Here is a 24,823-nt window from a genome sequence, read left to right as displayed (position 1 = left end):
GGATCATGCCATGGCGTGCCACGGCGACCAGCTTCGTGGGTCGCCGTCAGGAGGTCGCTGACGTCAGGCGGATGCTCCAGCGCAGCCGCCTCGTCACCGTCACCGGCATCGCCGGGGTGGGTAAGACGCGCGTGGCCGTACGGGCCGCGCAGCTCATGCGGCGGGCCTTCACCGACGGCAGCCGGTTCGTCGAGCTGGCCGGGCACACCGACCCCGAGTCCCTCGAAGAGGTCATCGCCCAGAGCCTCGACGTCACCGGTGACCTGACCGCGCAATTGTCGCGCCGCCGCCTGCTCCTGGTGCTCGACACCTGCGAACATCTGACCGACGCCTGCTCCGCCCTCGTACAGTCGCTGCTGCGCGCCGCCCCCGGCCTGCACGTGCTGGCCACGAGCCGGCAGGCGCTGCGCGTCCCCGGCGGGCACGCGGTCATCGTCCGGCCGCTGACCGTACCAGGTGGAGAGTCGGCGCCCGCCGACGTGGCGCGCGTCGAGTCGGTGTCGCTTCTCCTCGACCGGGTCGCGGCCGTCGACCCCGGTGTTGATCCCGGCTTCGAGCTCACCGAGCGGAACGCGGCCTCCGTCGCCGAGCTCTGCCGCCGCCTGGAGGGCATCCCACTGGCGATCGAGCTGGCCGCCGCCCACGTCCGCCGGTCGCCCGTGGACGAGCTGCTCGCGCGGATGGACGCGTACGGCGGCCCGCTCGGCCGCCCGGACCCGCTCGGCCGCCCGGACCTGGACCGGCACCCTGACCCGAGCGGCCGCTCGGACTCGCTCGGTCGCCCGGACTCGGACGGTCGCCCGGACTCGGACGGGCAGTCGGTGGCGTCGGACGGCAACGGGCGGCGGGCCACATATCCCGTGAACGTGGGTGGGCGGCGGGCCAGGAACGTGGCAGATGCGGGCAGGCGGCTCAGGCCCTCAGCGGACGCTCGGAGGTCTCGGGGGAGCGACTCAGCGGACGTGCGCGGGCCGCAGGGGAGCCATCCAGCGGAGGCGGGCGGCCCTTGGGGGAGGCGTCCGCCGGACGCGGGTACGCACCGGGGCGGGGACGCGACCACGCGGGCCGTGATCGGGTGGAGCCACGAGCTCTGCTCGCCTGAGGAGCGCCTGCTGTGGGAGCGGCTGAGCGTGTTCGCGGGGACGTTCGAGCGGGCGGCGGCCGAGAAGGTCTGCGCAGGCGGCCCGCTGCCCCCCGCGCGGGTTCGCGCCACGCTGGCGGCGCTGGTCGAGAAGGCGATCGTGACCAGGGAGCAGGACGAGCCGCAGGCGAGGTACCGCATGCCCGACAGCGCGCGCGAGTTCGCCGCCGCCCGCCTGGCGGGCACCGGCGATCGGGAACGGCTGCGGGCACGCCACCGCGAGCACTACTACACGCTCGCCGAAGCAGTGCGTCGTGACCGGGGTTACTCGGCGGGCCGTGACAGGGGTGAGGCGATTGTCCGGGTCAGGGATGAGTGGGCCGATTTGCGGGCCGCGCTTGAGTCCTTCGCCGCAGACCCGGCCGCGCGCGAGCGCGGGCTGCGGATGGGTCTGCGGCTGGGCAGGCTGTGGACGTTCGGGGGCATGGCCCAGTACGGGCGCCGCTACCTGGAACGCCTGCTGCTCATCACCTCCTGCCCCGATCCGGTACGGCTCGACGCCCTTTTGCTGCTCGCCCACCTGGCGGCCACCAGCGGCGACCTGGATGTGGCCCGCAAGGCGCTGGAGGAGGCCGAGGCGCCCGCGGCCCGGCTGGGCCCGCGCGGCGCCCTCAACCTCGCCAAGGCGCGCGGCACGGTGAGCCTCTGCGCGGGCGACCTGCCCACGGCCGAAGGCCATTTGACCCGGTGCGTCGACGGCCTGTCGCCCGACGGTGGCGTCCATCCGCTCGACGCCACCGTCGAACTGGGCCTCACTCTGCTGCTCGCCGGTCGTACCAGTGAGGCGGAGGAGGTTCTCGCCAAGGCCGGCGCGCTCGGCCGGGAAGCGGGCGACGCCGCCACCGCCGCCTGGACGGAGCTCGCGCTCGCCCTGGCGCGGCGGACGGCCGGACAGTACGCGGAGGCGGACACCCTGGCCAGGACGGCACTGCGGACGCAGGTGTCGCTGCACATGACGTTCGGGCGGGCGCTCTGCGTCGAGCTCCTCGGCCGGCTCGCCGCCGACCAGGGCCGGCCCGCCCGCGCCGCCCGGTTACTGAGCGCGGCGCAACGGCTGTGGGGGTACGAGGTGAGCCCCCTGCTCGGCGCGCCGATCCTCGCCGCCGAGCGCGACAGCCACCTGAAGGTACTACGTGAGACCCTCGGCCGGCAGCACGGCCAAGCCGTCTCCGAGGGCCGGGCCATGTCGGAGGAGGAAGCGATCGCCGACGCGCTCGCCCCGGGCGTCACGCCTCCTGCCCCGGCCGTACCGTTCTGGGCGCCGCTCACCCCGCGCGAGGCGGACGTCGCCGAGCTGGTCGCCGCCGGGCTGACCAACCGGCTGATCGCGCAGCGGCTGGTCGTCGCCCGGCGCACGGTGGACTCTCACATGGAGAACATCCTCGCCAAACTCGGATTCTCCGGGCGGAGTCAGGTCGCCGCCTGGGTGATCGGGCGGCGGCAGCGCGAGCAAGGCTGAGCCCCGTCTGCGGCTCGGGGACCGAGCAGGCCGTGGGGCCTGGGATCGGACAGGCGTGGGGCCTGGGGGCCGGGCACTCGTGGGGCCTGGGACCGGACCAGCATAGGGCTTGGGGACCGGGCAGGCGGGGGGCTTGGGTTCGACAAGCGTGCGGCGTTACGGGTGGTCCGGGTCTGGTAGACGTAATGCGTGACCGACTCCAATGCCCTCCTGCCGCTCGACGCCGTGCGGAGGGTGGAGCCGTCCAAGCCCGGTAAGGGGGCGCCGGTTCCCGCTCCTTCGCGGCCGGTGGCCCGGGTGGCGGTCGACAACCCGCTGCCGCACCTCGACCGGCCGTTCGACTACCTGGTGCCGGTGACGATGCACGAGACGGCCGAGCCGGGGGTGCGGGTGCGGGTGCGGTTCGCCGGTCAGCTGGTGGACGGGTTCGTGCTCGAACGGGTCGAGGAGAGCGACCACACGGGCAAGCTCACCGCTCTCGAACGGGTCGTGTCGGGCGAGCGGGTGCTGACCGGGGAGATCGCGGGCCTGGCCAGGGCGGTCGCCGACCGCTACGCGGGCACGCTCGCCGACGTCCTGCGCCTGGCCATCCCGCCCCGCCACGCCAGGGCCGAGGCGAACCCCCCAAGACCTGCCGAAACGACCGCCGCGCCAACCGAACCGGTTCCCAGTACGCCTGGCGATGCGGCGACTGGTCCGGTTCCCGGTATGTCTGGCGATGCGGCGACTGGTCCGGTTCCCGGTATGCCCGGTGACGCGGCGACTGGTCCGGTTTCTGGCCAGCCCGGCGACGCGGCGGCTGATACGCCCACCAGCCCGGTCACCGACACGACCGGAGGCACTCCCGTCCCGGCCGACAACGCGCCCGCCGGCCCCTGGGACGACTACCCGATGGGGCCGTCGTTCCTCGACGCGCTGCGCAACGGCCGGACGCCCCGGGCCGTATGGTCGGCCCTGCCGGGGGCCAAGGGCTGGGCCGGGGCGGTGGCCGAGGCGGTCCGCGCGACGCTCGACGGCGGGCGGGGCGCGGTCGTCGTGGTGCCCGACGGCAAGGACGTGGCGCTGGCCGACGCCGAGCTCACCCGGGTGCTCGGTGACGGGCGGCACGTGGCGCTCACCGCGGACCTGGGCCCGGCCGAACGCTACCGGCGCTGGCTGCGCGTCCTGAGAGGGCAGGTACGGGCGGTCGTGGGCACCCGGGCCGCCGTGTTCGCCCCCGTGGCCGCGCTCGGTCTGGTGGCCATCTGGGACGACGGTGACGACCTTCACGCCGAACGGCTGGCCCCCTACCCGCACGCCCGCGAGGTCCTCGCGCTGCGGGCCCATCGCACGGGCGCGGCCATGCTGATCGGTGGCTACACGCGTACCGCCGAGGCCACGCAGCTCATCGCCAGTCGCTGGGCCAGGCCGATCGTCGCCGCACGCACCACGATCAGAAGCCTCGCCCCCCGCGTACATCCCGCCGGAGAGGACGCCGAGCTCGCCAAGGACCAGGCCGCGCGCCAGGCCAGGCTGCCCAGCCTGGCCTGGCGCGCGCTGCGCCAAGGGCTGGAATCCGGTCCGGTGCTGGTCCAGGTGCCCCGGCGCGGCTACCTGCCCGCACTGGCCTGCCAGAACTGCCGCGCCCCCGCCCGCTGCGCGCTCCCGCCCACCCGCCTCAGCACGGCTCCAGGAGCCGAGGCGAGCGAGCCGTATGCCGACATACCCGGCCTGGCCATGGCGGCGACGGCCGGCCGCGGGACGAAGCACGGCGGGCTGAGGCTCGAAAGCGAGCCCGGTTCCGCGGGGCCCTCGTCGTGTCATGGCCCGCTCGGCCTGCGAGGCGGTCACTCCGCCCCCTACTGCCGCTGGTGCGGCCGGGTGGACGCCGGCTGGCGCTGCCCGAACTGCGGTGGCCACCGGCTGCGAGCCGTCGTCGTGGGCGCCCGCCGTACCGCCGAGGAGCTGGGCCGGGCCTTCCCCTCGGTCCCGGTACGCACCTCCGGACGCGACGGCGTGCTGGCCACCGTGCCCGCCACCCGAGCCCTGGTCGTCGCCACGCCCGGCGCCGAGCCGGTGGCCGAGGGCGGCTACGCGGCGGCCGTGCTGCTGGACGCGTGGGCGCTGCTCGGCCGGCCGGACCTGCGGGCCACCGAGGAGGCGCTGCGCCGCTGGACGAACGCCGCCGCCCTGCTCCGGCCCGGCGCCGAGGTGGTGGTGCTGGGCGACGCCGCGCTGCCGGTCGTACAGGCGCTGCTGCGCTGGGATCCGATCACCCACGCCGAGCGTGAGCTGGCCGAACGCGCCGAGCTGGGCTTCCCGCCCGCCGTACGGATGGCGACGCTCACGGGCAGCGCCGCCGCGGTCCGGCAGATGCTCGACGAGACGCGCCTGCCCGACGGCGCCCAGGTGCTCGGCCCCGTGCCGGTGGACGAGGCGGGCAGGGAACGCGCCATGATCCGCGTCCCGCGCGGCGGCGGCGGCGCGCTGGCCGCCGCGCTCAAAGGGGCCAGTGGGGTACGTGCGGCCCGTAAGGCACCTGATGTCGTACGGGTGAGTGTCGACCCGCTCGACCTGATTTAAGCGGTTTCCCCGATTCGCTCATCTGTAAGCCAGCCGTTAGCGTGCCCCTGTGTCGATCGAATGGGTGAACCAGGCCATCGACGACCTCCGTGCCTGGGGGCGCGCGCGGGGCGTCGTGGTGGACGCGGACGAAATCCGCTTGCTCTGCGACTACGCCAGCGACTATCTCAACGTCAACGAGCTGGGCGACTTCACTCCCGCGACCTTCGACGAGCTGCTGCTGTCCATCTACCCTCGCAAGGTCATCGCACCGCCGGAGAGCGCGCCGGAGACGGTTGCCGCCGCCCGTACCCTCGTCGATTTCCTGCAGCAGGCCGGCGCGGTCGGCGAGGAGACCGCGGCGGCGATGCGCGAGGAGCTGGCCGGCATCGAGCCGAAGATGCCCGTGGCGCTCGCCGACACGGCCAACTTCGGCATGGCCAAGAGCCTGTTCAGCTCCATCGGTCCCGAGTCGCTGGAGCAGTCGGTCGCGATCCCCTCGGGCGAGCTGCCCGATCTGGGGGAGGCGCCCTGCGACTGTCCAGGGTGCGCGCCGCTGCCGGCCGTACGACTGGCGGAGCCCGACGCGCTCGTGGCCGAGCTGGCGGACGTGCCGCTCCTGGCGGGAAACGCCGGACCGTACCAAGATCTGGAAGAGGAGCTGCGGCGCGACGTCGGTGACGACCCGCTCCAGGCGTGGGCCGAGATCGTCGCCCACATCGTCGAACGCGACACCCGCGGCACGGTCACCGGCTCGGCCGAGCTCGACGAGGAGCTCTACGACCTGTTCGACATGCTCTACCGGCTGCGGGCGCCCGTGCCCGTCACCGTGATCGGCGACTACCTGGAGGAGGTCGCGGACGCGGGCGGCGCCGATCTGGGCGCGGTGCTCGACCGGCTGGCCTGGTGCGGCATGGTCGCGGTCGAGGGCGAGGCCGCCGGGCTCACCCCGCTGGCCGTGTGGGGGCTGCGCGAGCACTACCTGGCGCTCGGCCTCGACGCCCCGCAGGCCGGTGACCTGGCCGAGGCCGACGCGACCGGGCTGATCGAGGGCCTGCTCGACGGCATGCCCACCGAGCTGGCCGAAGAGGACATCAGCCGGTGGCTGGCCGGCCGCAGCCCGGTCACGGCGGCGGCCGAGCTGCTCGCCGCCGCCTCCGGCGCCCCCGCCGTGGCGCGCGGCATCGCGGTGACCATCGTCGACCGGCTGGGCGCCGAGGCGGAGCCCGAGGTACGCGCCTGCCTGGAGGACCAGGAGCTGCGCCCGCACGCCATCCACTGGCTGACCGCCCGAGGGCTGGCCGCCCCGCAGCTCAGCCAGGAGGAGCTGCTGTGGGTCAGCATCGACATGCTCGCCCTGGCGCTGCCCGCCGCCGAAGAGGCCCCCGAGATCTTCGCCGAGAACATGGCCGCCTCCGGCCCGCCCGCCCACCTCATCGAAGAGATGTGGCGCGTGGACCACCCCGACGTCGTAGACGTGCTGGAGCTGCTCGGACGCTCGCTGCCCGACGGTACGGTGGCCAAGGCGGCCCGCAAGGCCGCCTTCAAAGCGCGCTCCCGAGCCATCCGTTGAGTACGCTCATGTGACTCGTGTGCAGTAAGTTTCGTGGGGTGGCAAACAACGTCTTCGACCTCGCCGAGCTGCGTAAGCTGATCGATGAGCAGTCCGCCGTGCCCCCACGGCCACCCGAGGAGACTCCCGTGGCGGAGCAAGAGGCGTTGACGTTCCCACCTGTCCTGCTGGCGCCCGACGCCGAGCTGGCCGGGATCGTGCCCACGGTGCCGCTCGTCGCCGACGCCATCCGGCTCATGAACTGGACCGGCACCCGCGAGGTCACCCCGGAAGGGCTGCCGGTCGCGGCCGATGCCCAAGCCGCCGCGGCCGAGCTGGGCCTCGACGCCGCCCGGCTCCGCCTCGTCTGGATCGTCGCCGTCAACACCGGGCTGCTCCAGATCGCCGGCGGGCGCGCTTCGCGCGGGCCGCTGCCGGAGCGGCTCTCGGTCGAGGCGACGCTGGAGTTCTGGGACGGCGTGGTCATGGACGTGCTCGACCGCGCCGACGAGGGCCTGACCGGGTCGGCCGTCGTCGACGAGCACCTGGCGGAGATGCTGGCCACGGTCTACTCCGTACGTTCGGGCGTCGCGATCGCCAACCTCGCCCGGGGCATCCTGCAGTCGCACGAGGTCGCCTGCGAGCCCGGCGCCATCGAGATGCGCAGACTGGCCGCCTCGCTGCCCGCCGAGCTGCTCGACGCGCTGGCGTTGCTGGCCTACTGCGGCCTGGTCGAGCAGACCGCGGCCGGCCGCACCGCGCTCACCCCGCTCGGCGTCTGGGCCGTACGCAGGGACCTGCTGCGCGAGGGGCATGACGCGCCGACGACGGCCGAGGTCGAGGTGTTCGCCGACCTGACCGCCGCCGAGCTGGTCGAGGCCCTGGTCAAGGGCGCCGCCACGCAGAGCGCGGTGGCCGGTTGGCTGGAGCGCCGCCCGCCCGCGCAGGCCGCGCACGACCTCATCGAGATCGCGGCGGAGGGCACCGCGGGGCAGCGCGGCGCCGTGGGCGCCATCCTGGAGGAGCTGGGGCCCGAGGCCGAGGCTCCCGTCCGCGAGGCGCTCGAGCTGCCGCTGATGCGCCGCTACGCCGCGTCCTGGCTGCACATCCGCGACCTCGACGCCCCCACGCTCAGCCCCGACGACCACACCTGGATCGCGGTCGACTCGCTGGCCGCCCTCATGCACCTGTCCGGCCCCGCCGCGGGCCGGCTGGACCCCGAGCCGGGTGAGGATCTGATCCGGCTCGTCGGCCAGATGCCCGCCGTGGGCCACCCGGACACGATCGCGGTGCTCGACATGCTCGCCACCGCGCACGACGACAAGGCCGTCGTGAAGGCAGCCCGCAAAGCCGCGATGAAGGCCCGATCGCTGGCGCACACTAAACTGGGCTGACCCACTGACGAAACGGAGTGACCCTTTGGCGATCCAGTCGATCCGCCTGTTCGGAGACCCGGTGCTGACCACCGCGGCGGCACCGGTCGTCGACTTCGACAAGGAGCTCCGCAAGCTGGTCAAAGACCTCACCGACACGATGATGGACGCCCCCGGCGCCGGGCTCGCGGCCCCGCAGATCGGCGTCGGGCTGCGGGTGTTCACCTACTACGTCGACGAGCAGCTCGGCCATCTGATCAACCCCGATCTCGATCTGTCGGCCGACATCGACGAGGAGGGCGAGGAGGGCTGCCTGTCCTTCCCCGGCCTGTCGTTCCCGACGCCGCGGGCCATCCGCGCCGTCGCCAAGGGCTTCGACATGTACGGCGAGCCGGTCACGCTGGAGGGCACCGACCTGATGGCCCGCTGCTTCCAGCACGAGACCGACCACCTCGACGGCATCCTGTTCATCGACCGGATGGACTCCAAGCAGCGCAAGCTCGCGATGAAGGCCGTCCGCGAGGCGGAGTGGAGCGGGCTGTCCGCCCCCATGGTCAAGTTCTCCCCGCACACCACGGGCGGGAAGGCACTCTGACGATGCGCCTGGTCTTCGCGGGCACGCCCGAGACGGCACTGCCGTCACTACGCGCACTGATCGACTCGCCGCGGCACGAGGTCGTCGCGGTGGTCACCCGGCCCGACGCCCAGTCGGGGCGCGGTCGCAAGGTGCACCCGTCGCCGGTGGCCGAGCTGGCCGAGGAGGCGGGCATCGAGGTGCTGCGCCCGGCCAAGGCCGGCGACCCGGAGTTCCTCGACCGGCTGCGCGGGCTGGAGCCCGACTGCTGCCCCGTGGTCGCCTACGGGGCGCTGCTGCCGCAGTCCGCGCTCGACGTGCCGCCGCTCGGCTGGATCAACCTGCACTTCTCGATCCTGCCCGCCTGGCGGGGCGCCGCGCCTGTCCAGCACGCGATTCTGCACGGTGACGAGATCACCGGCGCCTCGACGTTCCAGATCGTCAAGGAGCTCGACGCCGGGGCGGTCTTCGGTGTCGTCACCGAGGAGATCCGTCCCGACGACACCAGCGGCGCGCTGCTCGAACGCCTGTCGGTCTCGGGCGCCGAGCTGCTGTCGGCCACGCTCGACGGGGTGGCCGACGGCAAGCTGCAGGCGGTTCCCCAGCCGGCCGACGGGGTCAGCATCGCGCCCAAGATCAACGTGACCGACGCCCGGGTCGACTGGTCCGCGCCCGCCATGCGCGTCGACCGCCTGATTCGCGCCTGCACCCCCAACCCGGGCGCCTGGAGCGAGTTCCGCGGCCACCGGCTGAAGCTCGGCCCGGTCCGGCTCGCCCCCACGGCCGAGCCGCTGCCGCCCGGCGCCATCGCCGCCACCAAGAACACCGTGCTGGTCGGCACCGCGACCCACCCGGTCGAGCTGGGCGAGCTCCAGCCGCAGGGCAAGCGGCTGATGAGCGCGGGGGAGTGGGCGCGCGGTGTGCGTCCTGAGAGCGACGGCAGGTTCGAGTGAGACCAGGTTCGAGTGAGACCAGGTGTCGAGTGAGACCAGGTGCCGAGTGAGACCAGGTGTCGAGTGAGAAACGACATGGGACAGGGCCCACGCCGCCAGAACGAGGGACGGCCTACCGGGACCGGACATGGCAGCGGCGGCCGGGGTGGTCAAGGCGGCCAAGGCGGTCAAGCCAGTGGCCGGGGTGGTCAAGGCGGCAGCCGAGGCGGTGGCCAGGCTGGTCAAGGTAGTGGCCGGGGCGGTCAGGGCGGGAGTCGTGGCGGTGGCCGGGGCCGGTCGCGGGGTCCGGCGCGTGACCAGGCGCGCAATGCCGCCTTCGACGTCATGCGGGCCGTCGACGAGCGTGACGCGTACGCCAACCTGTTGATGCCGCGCCTGCTGCGCGAGCGTGAGGTGAAGGGGCGTGACGCGGCGCTGGCGACCGAGCTGGCCTATGGGACGCTGCGCGGGCTCGGGACGTACGACGCGATCATCGAGATGTGCGTCGACCGGGCGCCCGACTCCGACGTGCGCGACGCCCTGCGGCTCGGCGCCCACCAGCTGCTCAAGATGCGCGTTCCCCCGCACGCCGCCGTCGGCACGACCGTCGATCTCGTACGGCTGCGCATCGGGGCGGGCGCCGCCAAGTTCGTCAACGCCGTGCTGCGCAAGATCGGGTCACGGACCATCGAGGAGTGGGTCCCGATCGTGGCCCCCGACGAGGCCCATGACCCGGCCGGGCATCTGTCGGTCGCCTACAGCCATCCGCGGTGGATCGTGAGCGCGTTCCGCGACGCCCTGGGCGGCCGGGCCGACGAGGTGGCCGACCTGCTGGCCGCCGACAACGCGCGGCCGCTGGTGACACTGGTCGCCCGGCCCGGCCGCAGCTCGATCGAGGAGCTGACCGACAGCGGCGCCGACCCGGGCCGCTACTCGCCGTACGCCGCCTACCTGCCGGAGGGCGACCCGGGCAGGATCCCGGCGGTCGCCGAGACCCGCGCGGCCGTCCAGGACGAGGCCAGCCAGCTCGTGGCGCTCGCTCTCACCCGCGTCCCGCTCGACGGGCGTGACGAGCTGTGGCTCGACATGTGCGCCGGTCCGGGCGGCAAGGCGGGCCTCCTCGACGCCATCGCCACCTATGGCGACCTAGCGGCCTCCGACGACCGCTACTTTGCCGACCGCGGAGGCGTCGCGGCTTCCGACGACCGCGATCTCGCCGATCCTGTTGGGCTCGGGGTTCGGGCTGTGGCCTATCCGGGTGGGGCCCGGCTGCTGGCCGCCGACGTGCAGTATCACCGGGCGCGGCTGGTCTGGCAGACCACCCGGGACGCCGCCGTGGTCACCGCCGATGGGACCGAGCCGGCCTGGCGGCCGGGTGCGTTCGACCGGATCATGCTGGACGCGCCCTGCACCGGGCTCGGAGCGCTGCGCCGTCGCCCCGAGGCGAGGTGGCGGCGGGATCCCGCGGACATCGCCGAGCTGGGCCGGTTGCAGCGACGTCTGCTCGACGCCGCACTCGACGCCGTACGGCCCGGCGGGGTGGTCGCGTACGTCACCTGTTCGCCGCACCTGGCCGAGACCCGGGTCGTCGTCGGTGACGTCGCCGGCCGGCGCGGCGACGTGGAGCAGCTCGACGCGCGCGACTACCTGCCGGAGATCGAGGGGCTGGGCGACGGCCCGCACGCGCAGTTCTGGCCGCACCGCCACGGCACCGACGCGATGTTCCTCGCCCTCCTCCGCAAGCGTCCGCTCTGAGCGGATCATGTTCGCGTTTCCCGGCGTGATGGGCGCCGGGACTCAGGTCTGCTCGTTCTACGACCGGAAGCTGGGATTGGTCACCGCATCGAGAAGGCCGTTGAGGAGCGGGACTCGGCGTTCGGTGTCGTCGTTGAGCGCGAGGAGAGCCACGCTCAGGTCCAGGTCGGGTACTCGGGCGTGCAGGGCACGCAGGCCGGTCCAGCCTCCTCCGTGCCGATAGACGCGGTGCCCGGCGTGGGATCGGACGCCGATGCCCCAGGCGTAGTCGATCGGCGTTCCGTCGTCGAGGCGTCCAGGAGTCTGCATGAGCTCCGAGATGCCGAGTTCATCGGCGTTGAGCGCCTGGCCCCAGCGCAGCAGATCGCTGAGAGTGGTCCATACCCCTCCGTCACCCAGGGACAGCGGGGCGGGATGAAGGCGGGCAAGCGGCGCGGCGCCCGGAGGCGTCGGGTCAGGCCCGGGCCAGTACCGGGTGTCCGCCATCGCCAGCGGGACGAAGAGGTGGCGCTCGGCGAAGTCGGGCAGCTGCGTGTCCGCCGCTCGTTCCACCACCGCGGCCAGGCAGACGTATCCGGCGTTGGAATAGCGGTGTTCGGTCCCCGGCCGGTGGTCCAGGTCCGGGAACTGGGCGAGCGCTTGGATGATGCCCGGGGTGGTCCGGTCGGCGTCGCCGGTGATGATGGCATCGATCTCGGAGTCGGCGGGAAGGGCGGCTGTGTGATGGACGAGGTGCCGCAGGCGGATGGTGCCGGCCCACGCCGGTAGCTGAGGCAGCCACGGTGACAGGGTCGATTCCATGTCCAGTACGCCATCTTGGGCCAGCAACGCCACGCAGGCCGCGGTCATCTGCTTCGACAGCGACGCCGCGTAGGCGAGCGTCGCGGCGGTCACTGACAGCCCTTGGGCGAGGAGTACGGGTGGCGCGCCGCCTTGCCGCATCCCGACCACGATCGGTTCGTCGCTGCGGTAGCCGGCTTCGCAGACGAGGGCTGTCATGCGTTGGTACGTCTGGGACACGAAATGATCCTTCGGGCTGCCCGCGACACCCCCGCTAGCGGCCTGGATTGGGGAGTAGGGCGTCAACGATCAGGTCGAGGAGCCGGCCGGTCTGCTCGGGGGTGTCGCGGGCCGCCGTGGCGAGAAAGATGCCCAAGAGCATCGTGGCGACGTCGTCGGGGTCGACGTCCGCACGGAGTGAGCCCGTTTCGGCGCCCTTGGCGAGGATCGCCGTGATCGCGGCGGTGATGCGTTCCCTGGTGGTGGCTGTCGGGATGCGGCCTGAGGCCTGCCCGGCGCGCAGTGCGTCGGCCATGCCACGTTTCATCGCGGCGAACGCCCCGTAGCGCTCCAGCCAGGCGCGCAGCGCGAGCGGCGGCGGGAGTTGTTCGAGCAGGGCCGGGACGCCCGTGGTGATGTTGTCGAGTTCGGCTGCGTAGACCGCCTCCACGAGCGCCTCGCGGGTCGGGAAATGGCGATAGAGGGTGCCGATCCCGACGCCCGCCTCACGGGCGATGCTTTCGAGCGGGACGGTGTCGTCGGCGGCCGCGAAGGCGGTCCGGGCGACGGCGATGAGCTTGTCCCGGTTGCGCTGGGCGTGGGCGCGGAGCGGACGCTGTGTCGTGGTCGGCTGTTCTGCGGCGGTGTCGGCGGACGCCGGTTCGGGCGAACTCAAAGAGGTGTCGGCGGACACCGGTTCAGGCGAAGTCAAAGTGGAGGTACCTCCGATATTGCTCTATAGTCGGTCAGAGATACCGGAGGTTCCTCCGCTATCTCTGGCATCTTACCTGGATGGGATTATCATGACCTCCAGCAACACCCTTTCCGATGAGCCGGTCAAGGTTCCGCGGCCCGGTGGCACCGCTCAGTTCGCCGGGCGTACCGTGTCCCGCATCGGATATGGCGCCATGCAGCTCAGCCGCCTGCACGACGACCGTGACGCGGCCCTGGCGGTCCTGCGCCGGGCGATCGACTCCGGCGTCGACCACATCGACACCGCCCAGTTCTACGGCAACGGCTTCGTCAACGGGCTCCTTCGCGAGGCGATCCGGCCGGAGGACGATGTCATGGTCGTCAGCAAGGTCGGCGCCACCCCCGATCCAGACGGTCCGATCCCGCTGCGGCTCGCACAGCGGCCCGAAGAACTCCGCGCCAGCGTCGAGGACAACCTCCTCAGCCTCGGCCTGGAGCAGATCCCGGTCGTGAACCTGCGCCGTCCCGACTCCGGTCCCGGCGTGCGGGCCACGGGCGATCAGGCGGTCGACATCGACGACCAGCTCGCCGTGATGACGGCGATGCGCGACGAGGGCAAGATCGGCGCGATCGGGCTGGGCAGCGTCACCCTCGACGGGCTGCGCCGAGCGCTCCCCGCCGGCATCGCCTGCGTGCAGAACGCCTACAGCCTCGTCACCCGAGACGACGAAGCCGTGCTCGAACTGTGCCGGACCGAGGGCATCGCCTGGGTACCGTTCTTCCCCCTCGGCGGCGCCTTCCCCCAGATGCCGAAGGTGACCGACGAAGCGGCCGTGCACGCCGCCGCGACGTCCCTCGGCCGCACGCCCGTACAGGTCGGCCTCGCCTGGCTGTTGCACCACGCGCCCCACGTGCTGCTCATCCCCGGCACCGCCAGCATCGAGCACCTCGACGAGAACATCGCCGCCGGTGCGATCACCTTCGACGGCGCCATGCTCGACACGCTCGACGCCATCCCCTCCCGCTCGTCAGACGTCCCGCTGGGCTGATTCCCGCAACCGGCCGTGGCCCGCCGGTGTTCCTCTAGTTGCTGTTGGCTCGCTCACGGGCCGTGATCGACCCTCACGAACCCGTGATCGAGCCCTCCGACGTAAGAGAGCACCAGGCGAGAGGAACACCATGACGGAGCTCGACTCCACGCTCGATTCCAGCAGGCAGGCGCGGGACGAACCCATCGAGAACCAGATGACGTCCCGGCACAAGTTGATCCTGGTTCTCCTGCTCGGCGCCCAGTTCATGCTCGCGGTCGACTTCTCGGTACTCAACATCGCCGTGCCGACGATCGGCTCGGAGCTGGGCTTCGAGCTGAGCAGCCTGCAATGGATCGTCACGGGGTTCATGCTGCCCGCCGCGGGCTTCACCCTGCTGTTCGGCCGCGTCGCCGACCTGTTCGGCCGGCGCAACCTCTTCCTGGCGGGAATGCTGCTCCTCGGCGTGGCGTCGCTGGTCGGCGGCCTGGCGCAGTCGCCGGGCATGCTCCTGGCCGGACGTATGGGGCAGGGGCTGGCCACCGCGATGGCAACACCCGCCGCGATGTCGCTGCTCACCACGTCCTTCCCGGAAGGCCCGCTCCGCCGGCGCGCCCTCGGGCTCAACGGCACCCTGCTGACCGGCGGCTTCGCGCTCGGGTCGGTGCTCGGGGGAGTACTGACAGAGCTGCTGAGCTGGCGCTGGGCCTTCCTGATCAACCTGCCGGTCGTCGCGCTCATCGTGCTCATCGCCCCGCGCGTGCTGAGCGACACCGGCGAGCGGATTCGCCGCCGCCTCGACATTCCCGGCGCGGTCACGGTCACCGGCGGCCTGGTGAGCCTGGTCTACGGCATCTCCGCGACCGAGCGGAACGGCTGGGGCGACCCCATCGTCATCGGCTGCCTGATCCTCGCCGCGCTCCTGCTGGTCGCGTTCTGGTTCATCGAACTACGCAGCCCGCACCCGCTGGCGCCGGTCAGCGTGCTCAAGCGGCCCACTGTCCGCTGGGGCAACTTCGCCGGGATCATCGTCATCAGCATGCCCAGCGCGGTCGTCTTCCAGATGACGCTCTACTTGCAGGACGTCCTCGACTACCAGCCGCTCGCCTCCGGCCTGGCGTTCGGCGGGTCCAGCATCGCGGCCATCGCGGGCGGGCTCCTCGCCCCCCGGGTGATCGGCGCCATCGGTGGCAAGCGGACCCTCGTCATCGCCCTGGCGGTCCAGGGTCTGGGCCTCCTGGGGCTGCTGGCCGTGGGCGAAGGCGCCACGGGTATCTACATCGTCCTCGCCGCCGTCGCGGTCGCGTTCTTCGGCCACGCCATGGGCCTGGTCTCCTACACGGTCATCGCCACCTCCGGCCTGCCTGACGAGGAGCAGGGCCTGGCCACCGGTTTGAGCACCATGAGCCAGCAGGTCGCCCTGACCCTCGGCACTCCCGTGCTGGCCGCTGTCGCGATCTACGGCGCCGGCACGGTCACCGGCGTCAAGGCGAACGTCGGCGGCGTCCTCGACGGCATGCACCTGGCGGTGCTCGTGGGCGCGGTGACCAGCCTCGCGGTGGCGGCGCTCGTGGCCGCCCTCTTCCGCCACGGCACCACGGCCAAAAGCTGAGACCGCTTTCCTTGCTCCCAGGGCTCAGCGCGGAGGCGTTTGCGCCAGAGCCACCAGGATTTGGTCCAGTTTGGCGTCAACATGACCAAAACGTGCTTCGGTCAGGTCTTTCAGGTCATTCAGGCGCTGCTCCAGCTGGTCCAGCTGCTCCTTCGTGGCCAGCGAAGCATTGCCCGCCATGATTTCCCCGAAGACGGGCTCCGTGTATTCGAGGATCTCCTGGCGGATCGTCTGCGGGAGCTGGTCCACCGCGGCCTTGATATCCCCAAGGTCGGAACCGAGCGTAAAAGCGGCCGCTTCGAGGCGTTGGACGCGGGCGGCAAGTTGCGCGCGGTGCTGGGGAGCGGTCATGTGGCCATCGTAGCTTGCGGCTCATCCTGTGCTGCCGGGAACCGCAATTCCCAGGTGGCCAGAGCAGGAAGGATCACGGAGTGTGAGCAGTCAGGAAGACGGTTCCGGTGCGCTTCCGCGGGCTACGGGCGGTAGGAGGATCGCCTGGGCGGCCGTGCCTGAAGAGGTGGCGGCGGGGATCGAGCGGCTGCTCGGTGACCGGGTGGTCGGCGCGGTCAGCCAGCCGGGCGGGTTCTCCGAGGGCCTGGCCGCGCGCGTGCGTCTGGCGGGCGGCGGGGGCGCGTTCGTGAAGGCGGCGAGTACGTTGGCGACGCCGGCGGTGGCGGCCTTTCACCGTAGGGAGATCGAGATCTCGCGGTGGCTTCCCCGGACGGTGCCGGTGCCACGGTTGCTGGACGCGTATGACGATGGTGACTGGGTCGCGCTGATATTCGAGGAGATTCCGGGTCGGCTGCCCGCCCAGCCATGGCAGCGGGATGAACTCGAGCGGGTCCTGGAGGCTGTCACCGACCTGGTGCGGGACTTGACCCCGTCACCGGTGGACGGGGCGTTACTGGGCGGGCCGCGGCTGGGCGGCTGGGTGGCACTGGCGAAGGGCGGCCTCGGGATCGAGGGCGCCGTCCTCAAGAGGGTCGGTGCGCTTTCGCCGTGGGCGGCTGGGCACCTCGACGGACCCGCACCGCTGCGGGTGTGGGCGCCGTTCAATAGACTCTGACCATCATGGCCCTACAGATCTCGCCCAGCATCCTGTCCGCCGACTTCGCCAGGCTCGCCGACGAAGCCGCGGCCGTCACCAATGCCGACTGGCTGCACGTGGATGTCATGGACAACCACTTCGTGCCCAACCTGACCCTCGGGCTGCCCGTGGTCGAGGCGCTGCGCAAGGCGACCTCGATGCCGCTCGACTGCCACCTCATGATCGAGGACCCCGACCGCTGGGCCCCGCCCTACGCCGAGGCGGGCGCGGGCAGCGTCACGATCCACGTGGAGGCGGCGAAGTCACCGGTGCGCACGCTGCGCGAGATCCGGTCGCTGGGCGCGCGGGCGGCCATCGCGTTCAACCCGGCCACGGCGATCGAACCCTACGAGGATCTGCTGGGTGAGGTCGACATGCTTCTGCTGATGACGGTCGAGCCGGGGTTCGGGGGGCAGAAGTTCCTCGACATGGTGCTGCCCAAGATCCGCCGGGCCCGCGCCCTGATCGAGCGGCACGGCGGGCAGATCTGGCTCCAGGTGGACGGAGGGGTGGACGCGGACACCATCGAGCGCTGCGTGGTGGCCGGCGCGGATGTCTTCGTGGCGGGCAGCGCCGTCTATGGCGCCTCGGACCCGGCGGCGGCGGTCGACGCCCTCCGGTCCCAGGCCGAACAAGCTCAGGCCGTACAAGAAAAACGGTTGTGAAAGACGTCCGGCCCGCCGCGAGAAGCACGGCGGGCCGGATGGTCGGTCAGAGCAGGATGATCACGCCAGCGCCGGGTCCAGCACCACGTCCTCACCTTGGGTGGTGGGGGCCTCGGGGAAGTGGCAGGCGGTCAGGTGGCCCTCGTGGTTGCCCGACAGCCGCGTCAGCGGCGGCTCCTCCACCGCGCACTTCTCCTGCGCCTTCCAGCACCGCGTACGGAAGCGGCACCCCGACGGCGGGTTGAGCGGCGACGGGACGTCCCCCGCCAGCCGGATCCGCTGCCGCGCCGGCCCTTCCACGTCCGCGTCCGGCACCGCCGACAAAAGCGCGTGCGTGTACGGATGGCGCGGCCGCTCATAGAGCGACTCCCGGTCCGCGATCTCGACGATCTTCCCCAGGTACATGACCGCGACCCGCTGCGAGAAGTGCCGGACCACCGCCAGGTCGTGCGCGATGAACAGGAACGCGATCCCCATGTCCCGCTGCAGCTGCTGCAGCAGGTTGATCACCTGGGCCTGGATCGACACGTCCAGCGCGGACACCGGCTCGTCGGCCACGATCAGCCGGGGCTCCAGGGCCAGGGCCCTGGCGACGCCGATGCGCTGCCGCTGGCCGCCGGAGAACTCGTGCGGGAAGCGGTTGTAGTGCTCCGGGTTCAGGCCGACGATCTCCAGCAGTTCCCTGGCGCGGGCCTCCCGGCCGCCGGGCGGGTTGATGTCGTTGATGTCCATCGGGCCGCGGATGATCGAGCCGACCGTGTGCCGCGGGTTCAGCGAGGAGTACGGGTCCTGGAAGACCATCTGGATCTCGGGCCTGATCGGCTTGAGCTCGCGGCGGCCCGCGTGGGTGATGTCGCGGCCGTCATAGGTGATGCGGCCGCCGGTCGGCTCCAGCAGCCGGGCCGCCAGCCGTCCGGTCGTCGACTTGCCGCAGCCCGACTCGCCGACCAGGCCGAGCGTCTCGCCCGCGTGCACGGTCAGGTCGATGCCGTCCACCGCGTGCACCACGCCGACCTGGTGCTTGACCAGGAAGCCGCCTCTGACGGGGAAGTGCTTCACCACCCCGGACAGCTCCAGCAGCTTCTCCGTCACTTCGTCTCCTCAACTGGTCGCCGGCGCTGCTCCGCCTTCTGTTTGAGCGTCAGGAAGCAGGCGTCGCCGTGGCCGTGTTCGGGCGACAGCTCGGGCCGGTCACCGGCGCACACTTCCTTGCCGAGCAGCTTCATGTAGTCGCAGCGCGGGTGGAACGCGCAGCCGGACGGCAGGTTGATCAGGCTGGGCGGGGTGCCGCGCACCGGCTCCAGCGGCAGGTCCACCGGGCGGCGCAGGCTGGGCATCGAGCCCAGCAGCCCCCAGGTGTACGGATGGCGCGGCTCGCGCAGCACCTCGTGCATCGTGCCCCGCTCCACGGCCCGCCCGGCGTACATGACCAGCACGTTGTGCGCGGTGTTGGCCACCACGCCCAGGTCGTGGGTGATCAGCACGATCGCCGTGCCCGACTGCTCCTGCAACTCGCTCAGCAGGTCGAGGATCTGCGCCTGTACGGTGACGTCGAGCGCTGTCGTCGGCTCGTCGGCGATCAGTAGCCCGGGGTCGCAGACCAGCGCCATGGCGATCATCGCGCGCTGGCGCATGCCCCCGGAGAACTGGTGCGGGTAGTCGTCGACGCGGACCTTCGGCTGCGGGATGCCGACCCGGTCCAGCATCTCGATCGCCCGGTCCCGCGCGGACGACCGCGAGACGCCCTTGTGCTTGCGATACACCTCGGCGATCTGCGCGCCGATCGTGTGGAACGGCGACAGCGACGTCAGCGGGTCCTGGAAGATCATCGCGATCCGGTCGCCGCGCAGCTTCTCCATCGTGGACCTGGACGCGCCGATCAGCTCCTGGCCGTCGAAGGTGATGCTGCCGGAGATCTTCGCCGTCTCCGGATTGTGCAGGCCGAGCACGGCCAGGTTCGTCACCGACTTGCCCGAGCCCGACTCTCCCACGATGCCGAGCGTGGTCCCCTGCTCCACCTGGAAGGAGAGCCGGTCCACCGCGTGGACCACGCCGTCCTCGGTGTGGAAGTCGACGGTGAGCTCGTTGACCTCAAGGAACATCAGCTCAGCCTCACGCGGGGATCGATGACGGCGTACAGGGCGTCGACGACGATGTTCATCACCACGATCGCGCCCGCCGCCACCAGGACGGTGGCCATCAGTGTGGGCAGGTCGGAGTTGTCGACCGCGCGGACCGACAGGCGGCCGATCCCCTGCAGCCCGAACGTGGTCTCGGTGATGATCGCGCCGCCGATGAGCTGGCCCAGGTCCACGCCGAAGATGGTGATGATCGGGGTCAGCGTGCCGCGCAGGGCGAAGCGCAGCACCACGCTCCTGCCGGACATGCCCTTGGCCCTGGCGGTCCGTACGTAGTCCTCAGCCAGGTTCTCCACCATCGTGGAGCGGGTCATCCTGGTGTAGTTGGCGGTGAAGATGATCGCCAGCACGATCCAGGGCAGGAGCAGCCCTCCGAACCAGCCGAGCGGATCCTCGGTGATCGGGATGTACTTGGGCTGCGGGAAGATGTGCGCCTGGTAGACGAAGAAGTACATGGCCAGCGTGCCGACGAAGTAGATCTGCATCGAGGCGCCGACCAGCGACGAGATGCTGGCGATCTTGTCGAGCGGCTTGCCCTGGCGCAGCGCGGCGAGGATGCCGGTGGCCACGCCGAACGTCAGGAAGATCACCGAGGCGCCGATCGTCAGCGCGATGGTGACGGGCAGCCGGTCGATGATGGTCTCGAAGACCGGGGCGCGGTTGACGAAGGAGTAGCCGAGACAGGGCGCGGGGCAGTTGCCGAGGCCCTCGAAGTTTCGGCCGAAGAAGATCCCCCCGAGCCACGACACGAACTGCACCACGACTGGCTGGTCGAGGCCCAGGTTGTGCCTGGCCTGCGCCAGCGTCTCCGGCGGGCAGACCTTGCCGCACGCCAGTCGGGCCGGGTCGGCGGGGATCACGAAGAACAGGAAGAAGGTCACCCCCGAGATGATCACGAGGATGACCGCGGCGCCGATGACGCGGCGGGTCAGGAATCGAAGCACGAGATCTCCAAAAGGGTGCTCCGGGCGCCGCGACGGCGCCCGGAGCGGCGGTGCTACTGCTTCACGAAGATGGTGTTGGGGGAGACGATCCACTGCTGCGGATCGATCTCGGCGCCGCCCACCTTGGAGCCGTGCAGGAAGGTGCCGATCCGGTTCTCGGCCACGACCAGCGGGGTGATGGTCTCCTGGATCTGCTTGTCGAGGTTCATCCAGGCCTCGTTGGCCGCGTTGATGTCCGGGTTCTCCGAGATCTTCTTCATCTCGGCCTTGACCGTCGGGTCGTTGAGGTGGCTCATGTTCTGCCCGCCGTCGGAGACCGGGCCGAAGATGATCGGCATCACGGTGGAGCCGGACGGCCAGTCGGCGCCCCAGCCGCCCCAGTACAGGTCGAACTCGTTCTTCGTCTGGCTGATCGAGTCGTAGTACGTCTTACGGTCCAGCGACTTGGCCACGACCTTGATCCCGGCCTTCTCCAGGGCGTTCTTGATCACCAGGGTGACCGGTTCCTGGGTGGGCAGGTTGTTGTAGGCGTAGACGATGGTCGGGTGCGGGTTGCTCGACTCGGCCAGCAGCTGCTTGGCCTTCTCGATGTCGCCCTCGGGCTTGGCCGTCTTCCCGAACAGGTCGTACGGCTTGTAGCCGACCGTGGTGTTCTCGTTGAGGATCGTCGTCGGCAGCGCCACGGCCTGCGGGCCGCCCAGGGCCTGCTGGATCTGCTTGGCCGGCCAGGCGTAGTTGATCGCCTGACGGATCTTCTGGTCCTTCACCCGGTCGAGGTTGAAGTAGTAGTAGTTGCCGTACGGCGACGGGCTGATCATGCGGCGGTCGGCCAGGCTGGCGTCGCCCAGCACCTGCTGCAGCCGCTCCGCCGGGGTGTTGGAGTAGAACGTGAACGCCGTCTGGTCGGGTCCTGAGTCGGCCACGAACCGGTCGGTCACCTGAGTGGCCTCCTGGCCGAACTCCATCTTCCACACGTCCGGGTACGCGCCGCGGATCGGGTCGGTGGCGGCGTCCCAGTTGGGGTTGCGGGCCAGCTCGAGGGACTTGTCGACGACGTGCGACTTGATGATGTACGGACCGGAGGAGACGGGCTCCTTGTCGTACTTCTCCTTGGTGTCCTTGGCCTTGGGCACGATGTTGTAGCCCGCCATGGCGAAGGCGTAGTTGGCGTCGGCGTGCGGCGAGTTGAACTTGAAGACGACCGTCTTGTCGTCAGGGGTCTCGATGTTGTCGAGTTCCTTGCCGCCGTACGGGCCGGGGTAGGCCTTCTTGTAGTCCTCGGAGGTGAGCCACGTCTGAATGTAGTTCGGCCCGAACGTGACGAAGGGGGCGAACATCCGCTCGACGGACCACTTCACGTCGGCTGAGGTGATCGGGCTGCCGTCCTGCCACTTCACCCCGTCCTTCAGGGTGAACGTCCAGGTCTTGCCGCCGTCGGACGGCGTGCCCGCGTCGGTGGCCAGGTCGCCGACCAGCTTGTAGTCGCCCTTGGCGATCCGCTTGTAGCCGGTCAGGCCGCGGCTGATGAGCAGGCCGAAGTTCGCGTCGGTGTTCACGTAGATCTGGGCCGGGTCGAAGTGGGCGAAGTCGTCCCGGTCGATCATGGTGACGGTGCCGCCCTTGACGACGCCCTCCGGCGGGATGGCGGGGCCCTTGGAGTCCTCCGCGGTGCCCAGGGTGATCGTCGGGGGCTTGTAGGCCGCCGCCGGCGCAGACGAGGCGCCCGCGCTCGCGGGGGCGCTCGACGGAGCGCCCGCGTTGCCCGGCGCGCAGGCGCCGACCAACGCCAGCGAGGCCGCCGCGACAACCGCGAGAGCCGACCGTTTGCGGTGATTCATTTCTCTCCTAGCGCTTGATCTTGGGGTCGAAGGCGTCGCGGACCGAGTCACCGAGCAGGTTGAAGGCGATGACGAAGATCAGCAGTGCGACGCCGGGGAAGATGAGATAGGTGATGTCGTTCTGGTAGACCTGCGTGGCCCGCAGGAACATCCGGCCCCAGTCGGGGACCTGCTCGCCCATCCCGACCCCCAGGAAGGACAGCGCCGCCTCGGCCGTGACCAGGGCGGGCAGCAGCAGCGTCGACTGGATGAGGATCGGGGTCCAGAGGTTGGGCAGCAGCTCCTTGAACACGATCCTGGCGGGGGAAGCGCCGGTGACCTTGGCGGCCTCCACGAACTCACGCTCGCGCATCGACAGCACCTGGCCGCGCAGCAGCCTGGCCAGCCCGGCCCAGCCGAAGACGGTGAGCAGGATGGTCAGCGTGACCGCCCGCAGCCACACCGGGGTCTCCTCGTTGGAGGGCACCAGCAGTTGGTCCACTACCGGCGTGAACGCGATGATGAACAGCACCTGCGGGAACGACAGCATCAGGTCGATGACCCGGCCGATGAAGAAGTCGGTCTTGCCGCCAGCGTACCCGGCGATGATGCCGACCACGATGCCGATCAGGGTGGTGAGGATCGTCGCCACCACCGCGATCAGCAGCGAGGTCCTGATCCCGTAGATGAGCTGCATGAACACGTCACGGCCCAGGTTGGGCTCGATGCCGAACCAGAACTCCGAGCTGATCCCGCCGTTGGGCGCCATCGCGTAGCCGAAGTCGTTGAGCAGTCCGGGCCGGTCCTGGCCGTACAGGGTGTACGGGTCCTTGCCGTACACCAGGGAGATGACCGGCGCGAGGATGGCGACCAGGAAGAAGAAGATCACGATCGCGGCGGAGATGACCCCGGTGCGGTCCCGCCGGAAGCGCAGCCACATGAGCTGGCCGGGCGATCGGCCCACCGCATCCGGTGCTTCGGTCACGGACGTCGCGTCGATCTCTGGTGCGGTGGACGTCGGTGTGGTCATCTAACAAGGCCCCCAAGGAACGTGCCAGAACGGGAAGTTTCAGGCCATATGGCAGATTTGCAGGCCAGATCGGGTGAGGGCAATGCTTCGCCAAGGTTTGATTGTTTTGTTGTGAAATATCGATGCGGTCGTGCCTTCTATGCCGTTGACCTGGTCATGTATGCGATGTCATGATCTGTCGTGGTGACGTTTTCTTAATCACGGAATCAAGGCATAAACAAGATGATGCTGTGACATGAAGCAGGCGTTACCTGGGTAACTGTCCGCTTATGGAGGACCATGGGCTCTTCGGGCCCGAATCGGTGACCTGGCGGGTGATGGGCGAGCCGATCCTGCTGGTCGGCGGCTTGCGGGCGCTGCTTATGCAGGGGCTGCACCCCAAGGCGATGCGCGGTGTGCTGCAGAACTCCTCTCTGATGGACCCGAACGAGGCGTGGTCGCGTTTCACCCGGACGACGGAATTCGTCCGGGTCCGCACGTACGGGACGCACGAGGAGGTCGAGCGGGCCGGCCGCCGGGTCCGCAGGATCCACGCCAAACTGACCGCGTGGGATCCGGACACGGGCGAGCGCTTCCACCTCGACGACCCGGACGCCCTGCGCTGGGTGCACGTGGGGGAGGTCGACTCCTACCTGTCGGTGGCGCGCCGGGGCGGCGTCAAGCTGACGGACGCCGAGGCGGACACCTTCGTGGCCGAATGGCGACGGGCCGCCGAGGTCGTCGGCCTCGACCCGGCCTCCGTCCCCGGCACCGTGGGCGAGTTGCGGGACTACATCGAGGGGGAACGTCCCGGTCTGCGCTTCGTCCCCGAGGCGGCGCACCCGCTCCGCCTGTCGCTCACCGCGCCGCTCCCGCTGCTGCTCACCCCGCTCAAGCCGGTCCTGCCGGGGGTGACGCTGCTGGCGTTCGCGACGCTCCCGCGCTGGGCCAGGCGGCTGTACGGCCTGCCCGCCACCCCGGTCGGCGACCTGTGGGCGACGACCACGCTGAAGGCGCTGCACACCGGGCTGGGGCTGATCCCGGCGCAGGTCCGCTACAGCCCGGCCGCCCGTCTCGCCCGCCGCCTCATGGCCGCCTGACCTGCGGCCGTCTCGCCGCCTGGCCTCCCGACGTTCCGCCGTCTGACCTTCCGCCGTCCCACTGCCTAACCCTTCGGCTGCCCCCCGCCTGACCTTCCGTCATTCCCGCCGCCCACCGTCAGCCCTCCTGCAGCTCACGTTGACCAAGCGAGCGCTTGTTTGGCATAATAGGGGGCGGTCGCATCCGCTTTTGTCGGCATGGCAGACTGGTGTGAGAAGAGAGCTAGCGTGCTCCGGGGTCGGTGAAATTCCGAACCGGCGGTTACAGTCCGCGACCCGGCCGATGCCATCGGCCGGTTGACTCGGTGAAATTCCGGGACCGACGGTTAAAGTCCGGATGGGAGGAAGCGCGCGGGTGTCCGGCCTTGAGCCGGGCGCCACTGTGGTGCGTACGCGCACCGCCA

At 70.9% G+C, this 24,823-nt stretch carries 21 protein-coding genes and 1 riboswitch; of the genes, 13 read left to right on the top strand and 8 right to left on the bottom strand.

The genetic code is table 11. The features are described 5' to 3' along the window. The first annotated feature begins 5 nt into the window (after nucleotides 1-5). The 8 genes from ACIBO2_RS07440 to ACIBO2_RS07405 all read left to right on the top strand — a co-directional run bounded on the left by ACIBO2_RS07440 (nucleotide 6) and on the right by ACIBO2_RS07405 (nucleotide 11,327). Nucleotides 6-2,600, top strand: a complete 2,595-nt coding sequence (locus ACIBO2_RS07440; protein WP_358538336.1) for a LuxR C-terminal-related transcriptional regulator — start codon at nucleotides 6-8, stop codon at nucleotides 2,598-2,600. Between the two features lie 189 nt (nucleotides 2,601-2,789). Further along, nucleotides 2,790-5,162: a primosomal protein N' gene (locus tag ACIBO2_RS07435; protein ID WP_397295863.1), complete on the top strand. Its 2,373-nt coding sequence runs from the start codon at nucleotides 2,790-2,792 to the stop codon at nucleotides 5,160-5,162. A gap of 49 nt (nucleotides 5,163-5,211) precedes the next feature. Continuing rightward, nucleotides 5,212-6,714: a hypothetical protein gene (locus ACIBO2_RS07430; RefSeq protein WP_358538330.1), complete on the top strand. Its 1,503-nt coding sequence runs from the start codon at nucleotides 5,212-5,214 to the stop codon at nucleotides 6,712-6,714. Between the two features lie 38 nt (nucleotides 6,715-6,752). Then, on the top strand, nucleotides 6,753-8,087 hold the full coding sequence (locus ACIBO2_RS07425; RefSeq protein WP_358538327.1) for a hypothetical protein: 1,335 nt from the start codon (nucleotides 6,753-6,755) through the stop codon (nucleotides 8,085-8,087). Nucleotides 8,088-8,112: 25 nt separating this feature from the next. Then, entirely contained in the window at nucleotides 8,113-8,661 is a 549-nt protein-coding gene (gene def / locus ACIBO2_RS07420; protein ID WP_358538324.1) for a peptide deformylase, read from the top strand. 2 nt (nucleotides 8,662-8,663) lie between these two features. Continuing rightward, nucleotides 8,664-9,593 carry a methionyl-tRNA formyltransferase gene (gene fmt, locus ACIBO2_RS07415; RefSeq protein ID WP_358538322.1) on the top strand — a complete coding sequence of 310 codons (930 nt, stop codon included), beginning with the start codon at nucleotides 8,664-8,666 and terminating at the stop codon, nucleotides 9,591-9,593. A 127-nt stretch (nucleotides 9,594-9,720) separates the two neighbouring features. Next, nucleotides 9,721-9,960 (top strand): hypothetical protein, encoded by a 240-nt coding sequence (locus tag ACIBO2_RS07410; protein ID WP_358538319.1) that lies wholly within the window; start codon nucleotides 9,721-9,723, stop codon nucleotides 9,958-9,960. Beyond that, complete coding sequence (locus ACIBO2_RS07405; protein ID WP_358538316.1) at nucleotides 9,918-11,327, top strand: transcription antitermination factor NusB; 1,410 nt, start codon at nucleotides 9,918-9,920, stop codon at nucleotides 11,325-11,327. Before ACIBO2_RS07410 ends, ACIBO2_RS07405 begins: the two co-directional genes overlap by 43 nt. A 57-nt stretch (nucleotides 11,328-11,384) precedes the next feature. Here the strand turns inward: ACIBO2_RS07405 and ACIBO2_RS07400 are convergent, their stop codons facing one another. Together ACIBO2_RS07400 and ACIBO2_RS07395 are read right to left on the bottom strand one after the other, a co-directional pair. Continuing rightward, nucleotides 11,385-12,347, bottom strand: a complete 963-nt coding sequence (locus tag ACIBO2_RS07400; RefSeq protein WP_358538314.1) for a serine hydrolase domain-containing protein — start codon at nucleotides 12,345-12,347, stop codon at nucleotides 11,385-11,387. Nucleotides 12,348-12,381: 34 nt separating this feature from the next. Then, the gene (locus ACIBO2_RS07395; RefSeq protein WP_397295859.1) at nucleotides 12,382-13,038 is read right to left on the bottom strand and encodes a TetR/AcrR family transcriptional regulator; all 657 of its coding nucleotides are present in this window, start codon (nucleotides 13,036-13,038) and stop codon (nucleotides 12,382-12,384) included. A 91-nt stretch (nucleotides 13,039-13,129) separates the two neighbouring features. On the opposite strand from ACIBO2_RS07395, the gene ACIBO2_RS07390 reads away from it, so the two are divergent. Continuing rightward, nucleotides 13,130-14,068 (top strand): aldo/keto reductase, encoded by a 939-nt coding sequence (locus tag ACIBO2_RS07390; RefSeq protein WP_358538308.1) that lies wholly within the window; start codon nucleotides 13,130-13,132, stop codon nucleotides 14,066-14,068. A gap of 130 nt (nucleotides 14,069-14,198) precedes the next feature. Further along, nucleotides 14,199-15,659, top strand: a complete 1,461-nt coding sequence (locus ACIBO2_RS07385) for an MFS transporter (RefSeq protein ID WP_397295857.1) — start codon at nucleotides 14,199-14,201, stop codon at nucleotides 15,657-15,659. A 24-nt stretch (nucleotides 15,660-15,683) separates the two neighbouring features. On the opposite strand, the gene ACIBO2_RS07380 is transcribed toward ACIBO2_RS07385, so the two are convergent. Next, entirely contained in the window at nucleotides 15,684-16,010 is a 327-nt protein-coding gene (locus ACIBO2_RS07380) for a hypothetical protein (protein ID WP_358538303.1), read from the bottom strand. A 154-nt stretch (nucleotides 16,011-16,164) separates the two neighbouring features. On the opposite strand from ACIBO2_RS07380, the gene ACIBO2_RS07375 reads away from it, so the two are divergent. Both ACIBO2_RS07375 and rpe read left to right on the top strand, forming a co-directional pair. Then, nucleotides 16,165-16,725: a hypothetical protein gene (locus ACIBO2_RS07375; RefSeq protein WP_358538301.1), complete on the top strand. Its 561-nt coding sequence runs from the start codon at nucleotides 16,165-16,167 to the stop codon at nucleotides 16,723-16,725. Nucleotides 16,726-16,730: 5 nt separating this feature from the next. Next, the gene (gene rpe, locus ACIBO2_RS07370) at nucleotides 16,731-17,411 is read left to right on the top strand and encodes a ribulose-phosphate 3-epimerase (RefSeq protein WP_358538299.1); all 681 of its coding nucleotides are present in this window, start codon (nucleotides 16,731-16,733) and stop codon (nucleotides 17,409-17,411) included. A gap of 60 nt (nucleotides 17,412-17,471) precedes the next feature. Here the strand turns inward: rpe and ACIBO2_RS07365 are convergent, their stop codons facing one another. From ACIBO2_RS07365 to ACIBO2_RS07345, 5 genes are read right to left on the bottom strand one after another with little or no spacing between them, the layout of a single operon-like run. Continuing rightward, a complete protein-coding gene (locus ACIBO2_RS07365; protein ID WP_357945315.1) occupies nucleotides 17,472-18,503 on the bottom strand; it encodes a dipeptide ABC transporter ATP-binding protein in 1,032 nt (343 codons plus the stop codon). Then, nucleotides 18,500-19,513 (bottom strand): ABC transporter ATP-binding protein, encoded by a 1,014-nt coding sequence (locus ACIBO2_RS07360; RefSeq protein WP_358538297.1) that lies wholly within the window; start codon nucleotides 19,511-19,513, stop codon nucleotides 18,500-18,502. The genes ACIBO2_RS07365 and ACIBO2_RS07360 overlap by 4 nt, the downstream gene beginning before the upstream one ends. Continuing rightward, entirely contained in the window at nucleotides 19,513-20,493 is a 981-nt protein-coding gene (locus ACIBO2_RS07355) for an ABC transporter permease (RefSeq protein ID WP_358538295.1), read from the bottom strand. The genes ACIBO2_RS07360 and ACIBO2_RS07355 overlap by 1 nt, the downstream gene beginning before the upstream one ends. A 53-nt stretch (nucleotides 20,494-20,546) precedes the next feature. Further along, nucleotides 20,547-22,331: an ABC transporter substrate-binding protein gene (locus ACIBO2_RS07350; RefSeq protein ID WP_358538293.1), complete on the bottom strand. Its 1,785-nt coding sequence runs from the start codon at nucleotides 22,329-22,331 to the stop codon at nucleotides 20,547-20,549. A gap of 7 nt (nucleotides 22,332-22,338) precedes the next feature. After that, nucleotides 22,339-23,340 carry an ABC transporter permease gene (locus tag ACIBO2_RS07345; protein WP_363989122.1) on the bottom strand — a complete coding sequence of 334 codons (1,002 nt, stop codon included), beginning with the start codon at nucleotides 23,338-23,340 and terminating at the stop codon, nucleotides 22,339-22,341. A 269-nt stretch (nucleotides 23,341-23,609) separates the two neighbouring features. Here ACIBO2_RS07345 and ACIBO2_RS07340 point away from each other — a divergent pair, with 269 nt between their 5' ends. Beyond that, the gene (locus tag ACIBO2_RS07340) at nucleotides 23,610-24,419 is read left to right on the top strand and encodes an oxygenase MpaB family protein (RefSeq protein ID WP_358538290.1); all 810 of its coding nucleotides are present in this window, start codon (nucleotides 23,610-23,612) and stop codon (nucleotides 24,417-24,419) included. 224 nt (nucleotides 24,420-24,643) lie between these two features. After that, a riboswitch (FMN riboswitch) is annotated at nucleotides 24,644-24,774 on the top strand. Nucleotides 24,775-24,823: the final 49 nt, after the last annotated feature.

This window comes from Nonomuraea sp. NPDC050022 (assembly GCF_044460705.1).
In the GTDB taxonomy this organism is placed as follows: Bacteria; Actinomycetota; Actinomycetes; order Streptosporangiales; family Streptosporangiaceae; genus Nonomuraea.
The sequence above is the reverse complement of the archived record's forward strand: the minus strand, read 5'-3'. Positions and strand labels throughout refer to the sequence as shown.

What these genes read in the sequence shown, in the direction of transcription:
- ACIBO2_RS07350 (WP_358538293.1), bottom strand. Translation starts at nt 22,331, where the DNA reads ATGAATCACCGCAAACGGTCGGCTCTCGCGGTTGTCGCGGCGGCCTCG.
- ACIBO2_RS07340 (WP_358538290.1), top strand. Translation starts at nt 23,610, where the DNA reads ATGGAGGACCATGGGCTCTTCGGGCCCGAATCGGTGACCTGGCGGGTG.
- rpe (WP_358538299.1), top strand. Translation starts at nt 16,731, where the DNA reads ATGGCCCTACAGATCTCGCCCAGCATCCTGTCCGCCGACTTCGCCAGG.
- ACIBO2_RS07345 (WP_363989122.1), bottom strand. Translation starts at nt 23,340, where the DNA reads ATGACCACACCGACGTCCACCGCACCAGAGATCGACGCGACGTCCGTG.
- ACIBO2_RS07390 (WP_358538308.1), top strand. Translation starts at nt 13,130, where the DNA reads ATGACCTCCAGCAACACCCTTTCCGATGAGCCGGTCAAGGTTCCGCGG.
- fmt (WP_358538322.1), top strand. Translation starts at nt 8,664, where the DNA reads ATGCGCCTGGTCTTCGCGGGCACGCCCGAGACGGCACTGCCGTCACTA.
- ACIBO2_RS07410 (WP_358538319.1), top strand. Translation starts at nt 9,721, where the DNA reads ATGGCAGCGGCGGCCGGGGTGGTCAAGGCGGCCAAGGCGGTCAAGCCA.
- ACIBO2_RS07440 (WP_358538336.1), top strand. Translation starts at nt 6, where the DNA reads ATGCCATGGCGTGCCACGGCGACCAGCTTCGTGGGTCGCCGTCAGGAG.
- ACIBO2_RS07385 (WP_397295857.1), top strand. Translation starts at nt 14,199, where the DNA reads ATGACGGAGCTCGACTCCACGCTCGATTCCAGCAGGCAGGCGCGGGAC.
- ACIBO2_RS07380 (WP_358538303.1), bottom strand. Translation starts at nt 16,010, where the DNA reads ATGACCGCTCCCCAGCACCGCGCGCAACTTGCCGCCCGCGTCCAACGC.
- ACIBO2_RS07405 (WP_358538316.1), top strand. Translation starts at nt 9,918, where the DNA reads ATGCGGGCCGTCGACGAGCGTGACGCGTACGCCAACCTGTTGATGCCG.
- ACIBO2_RS07360 (WP_358538297.1), bottom strand. Translation starts at nt 19,513, where the DNA reads ATGTTCCTTGAGGTCAACGAGCTCACCGTCGACTTCCACACCGAGGAC.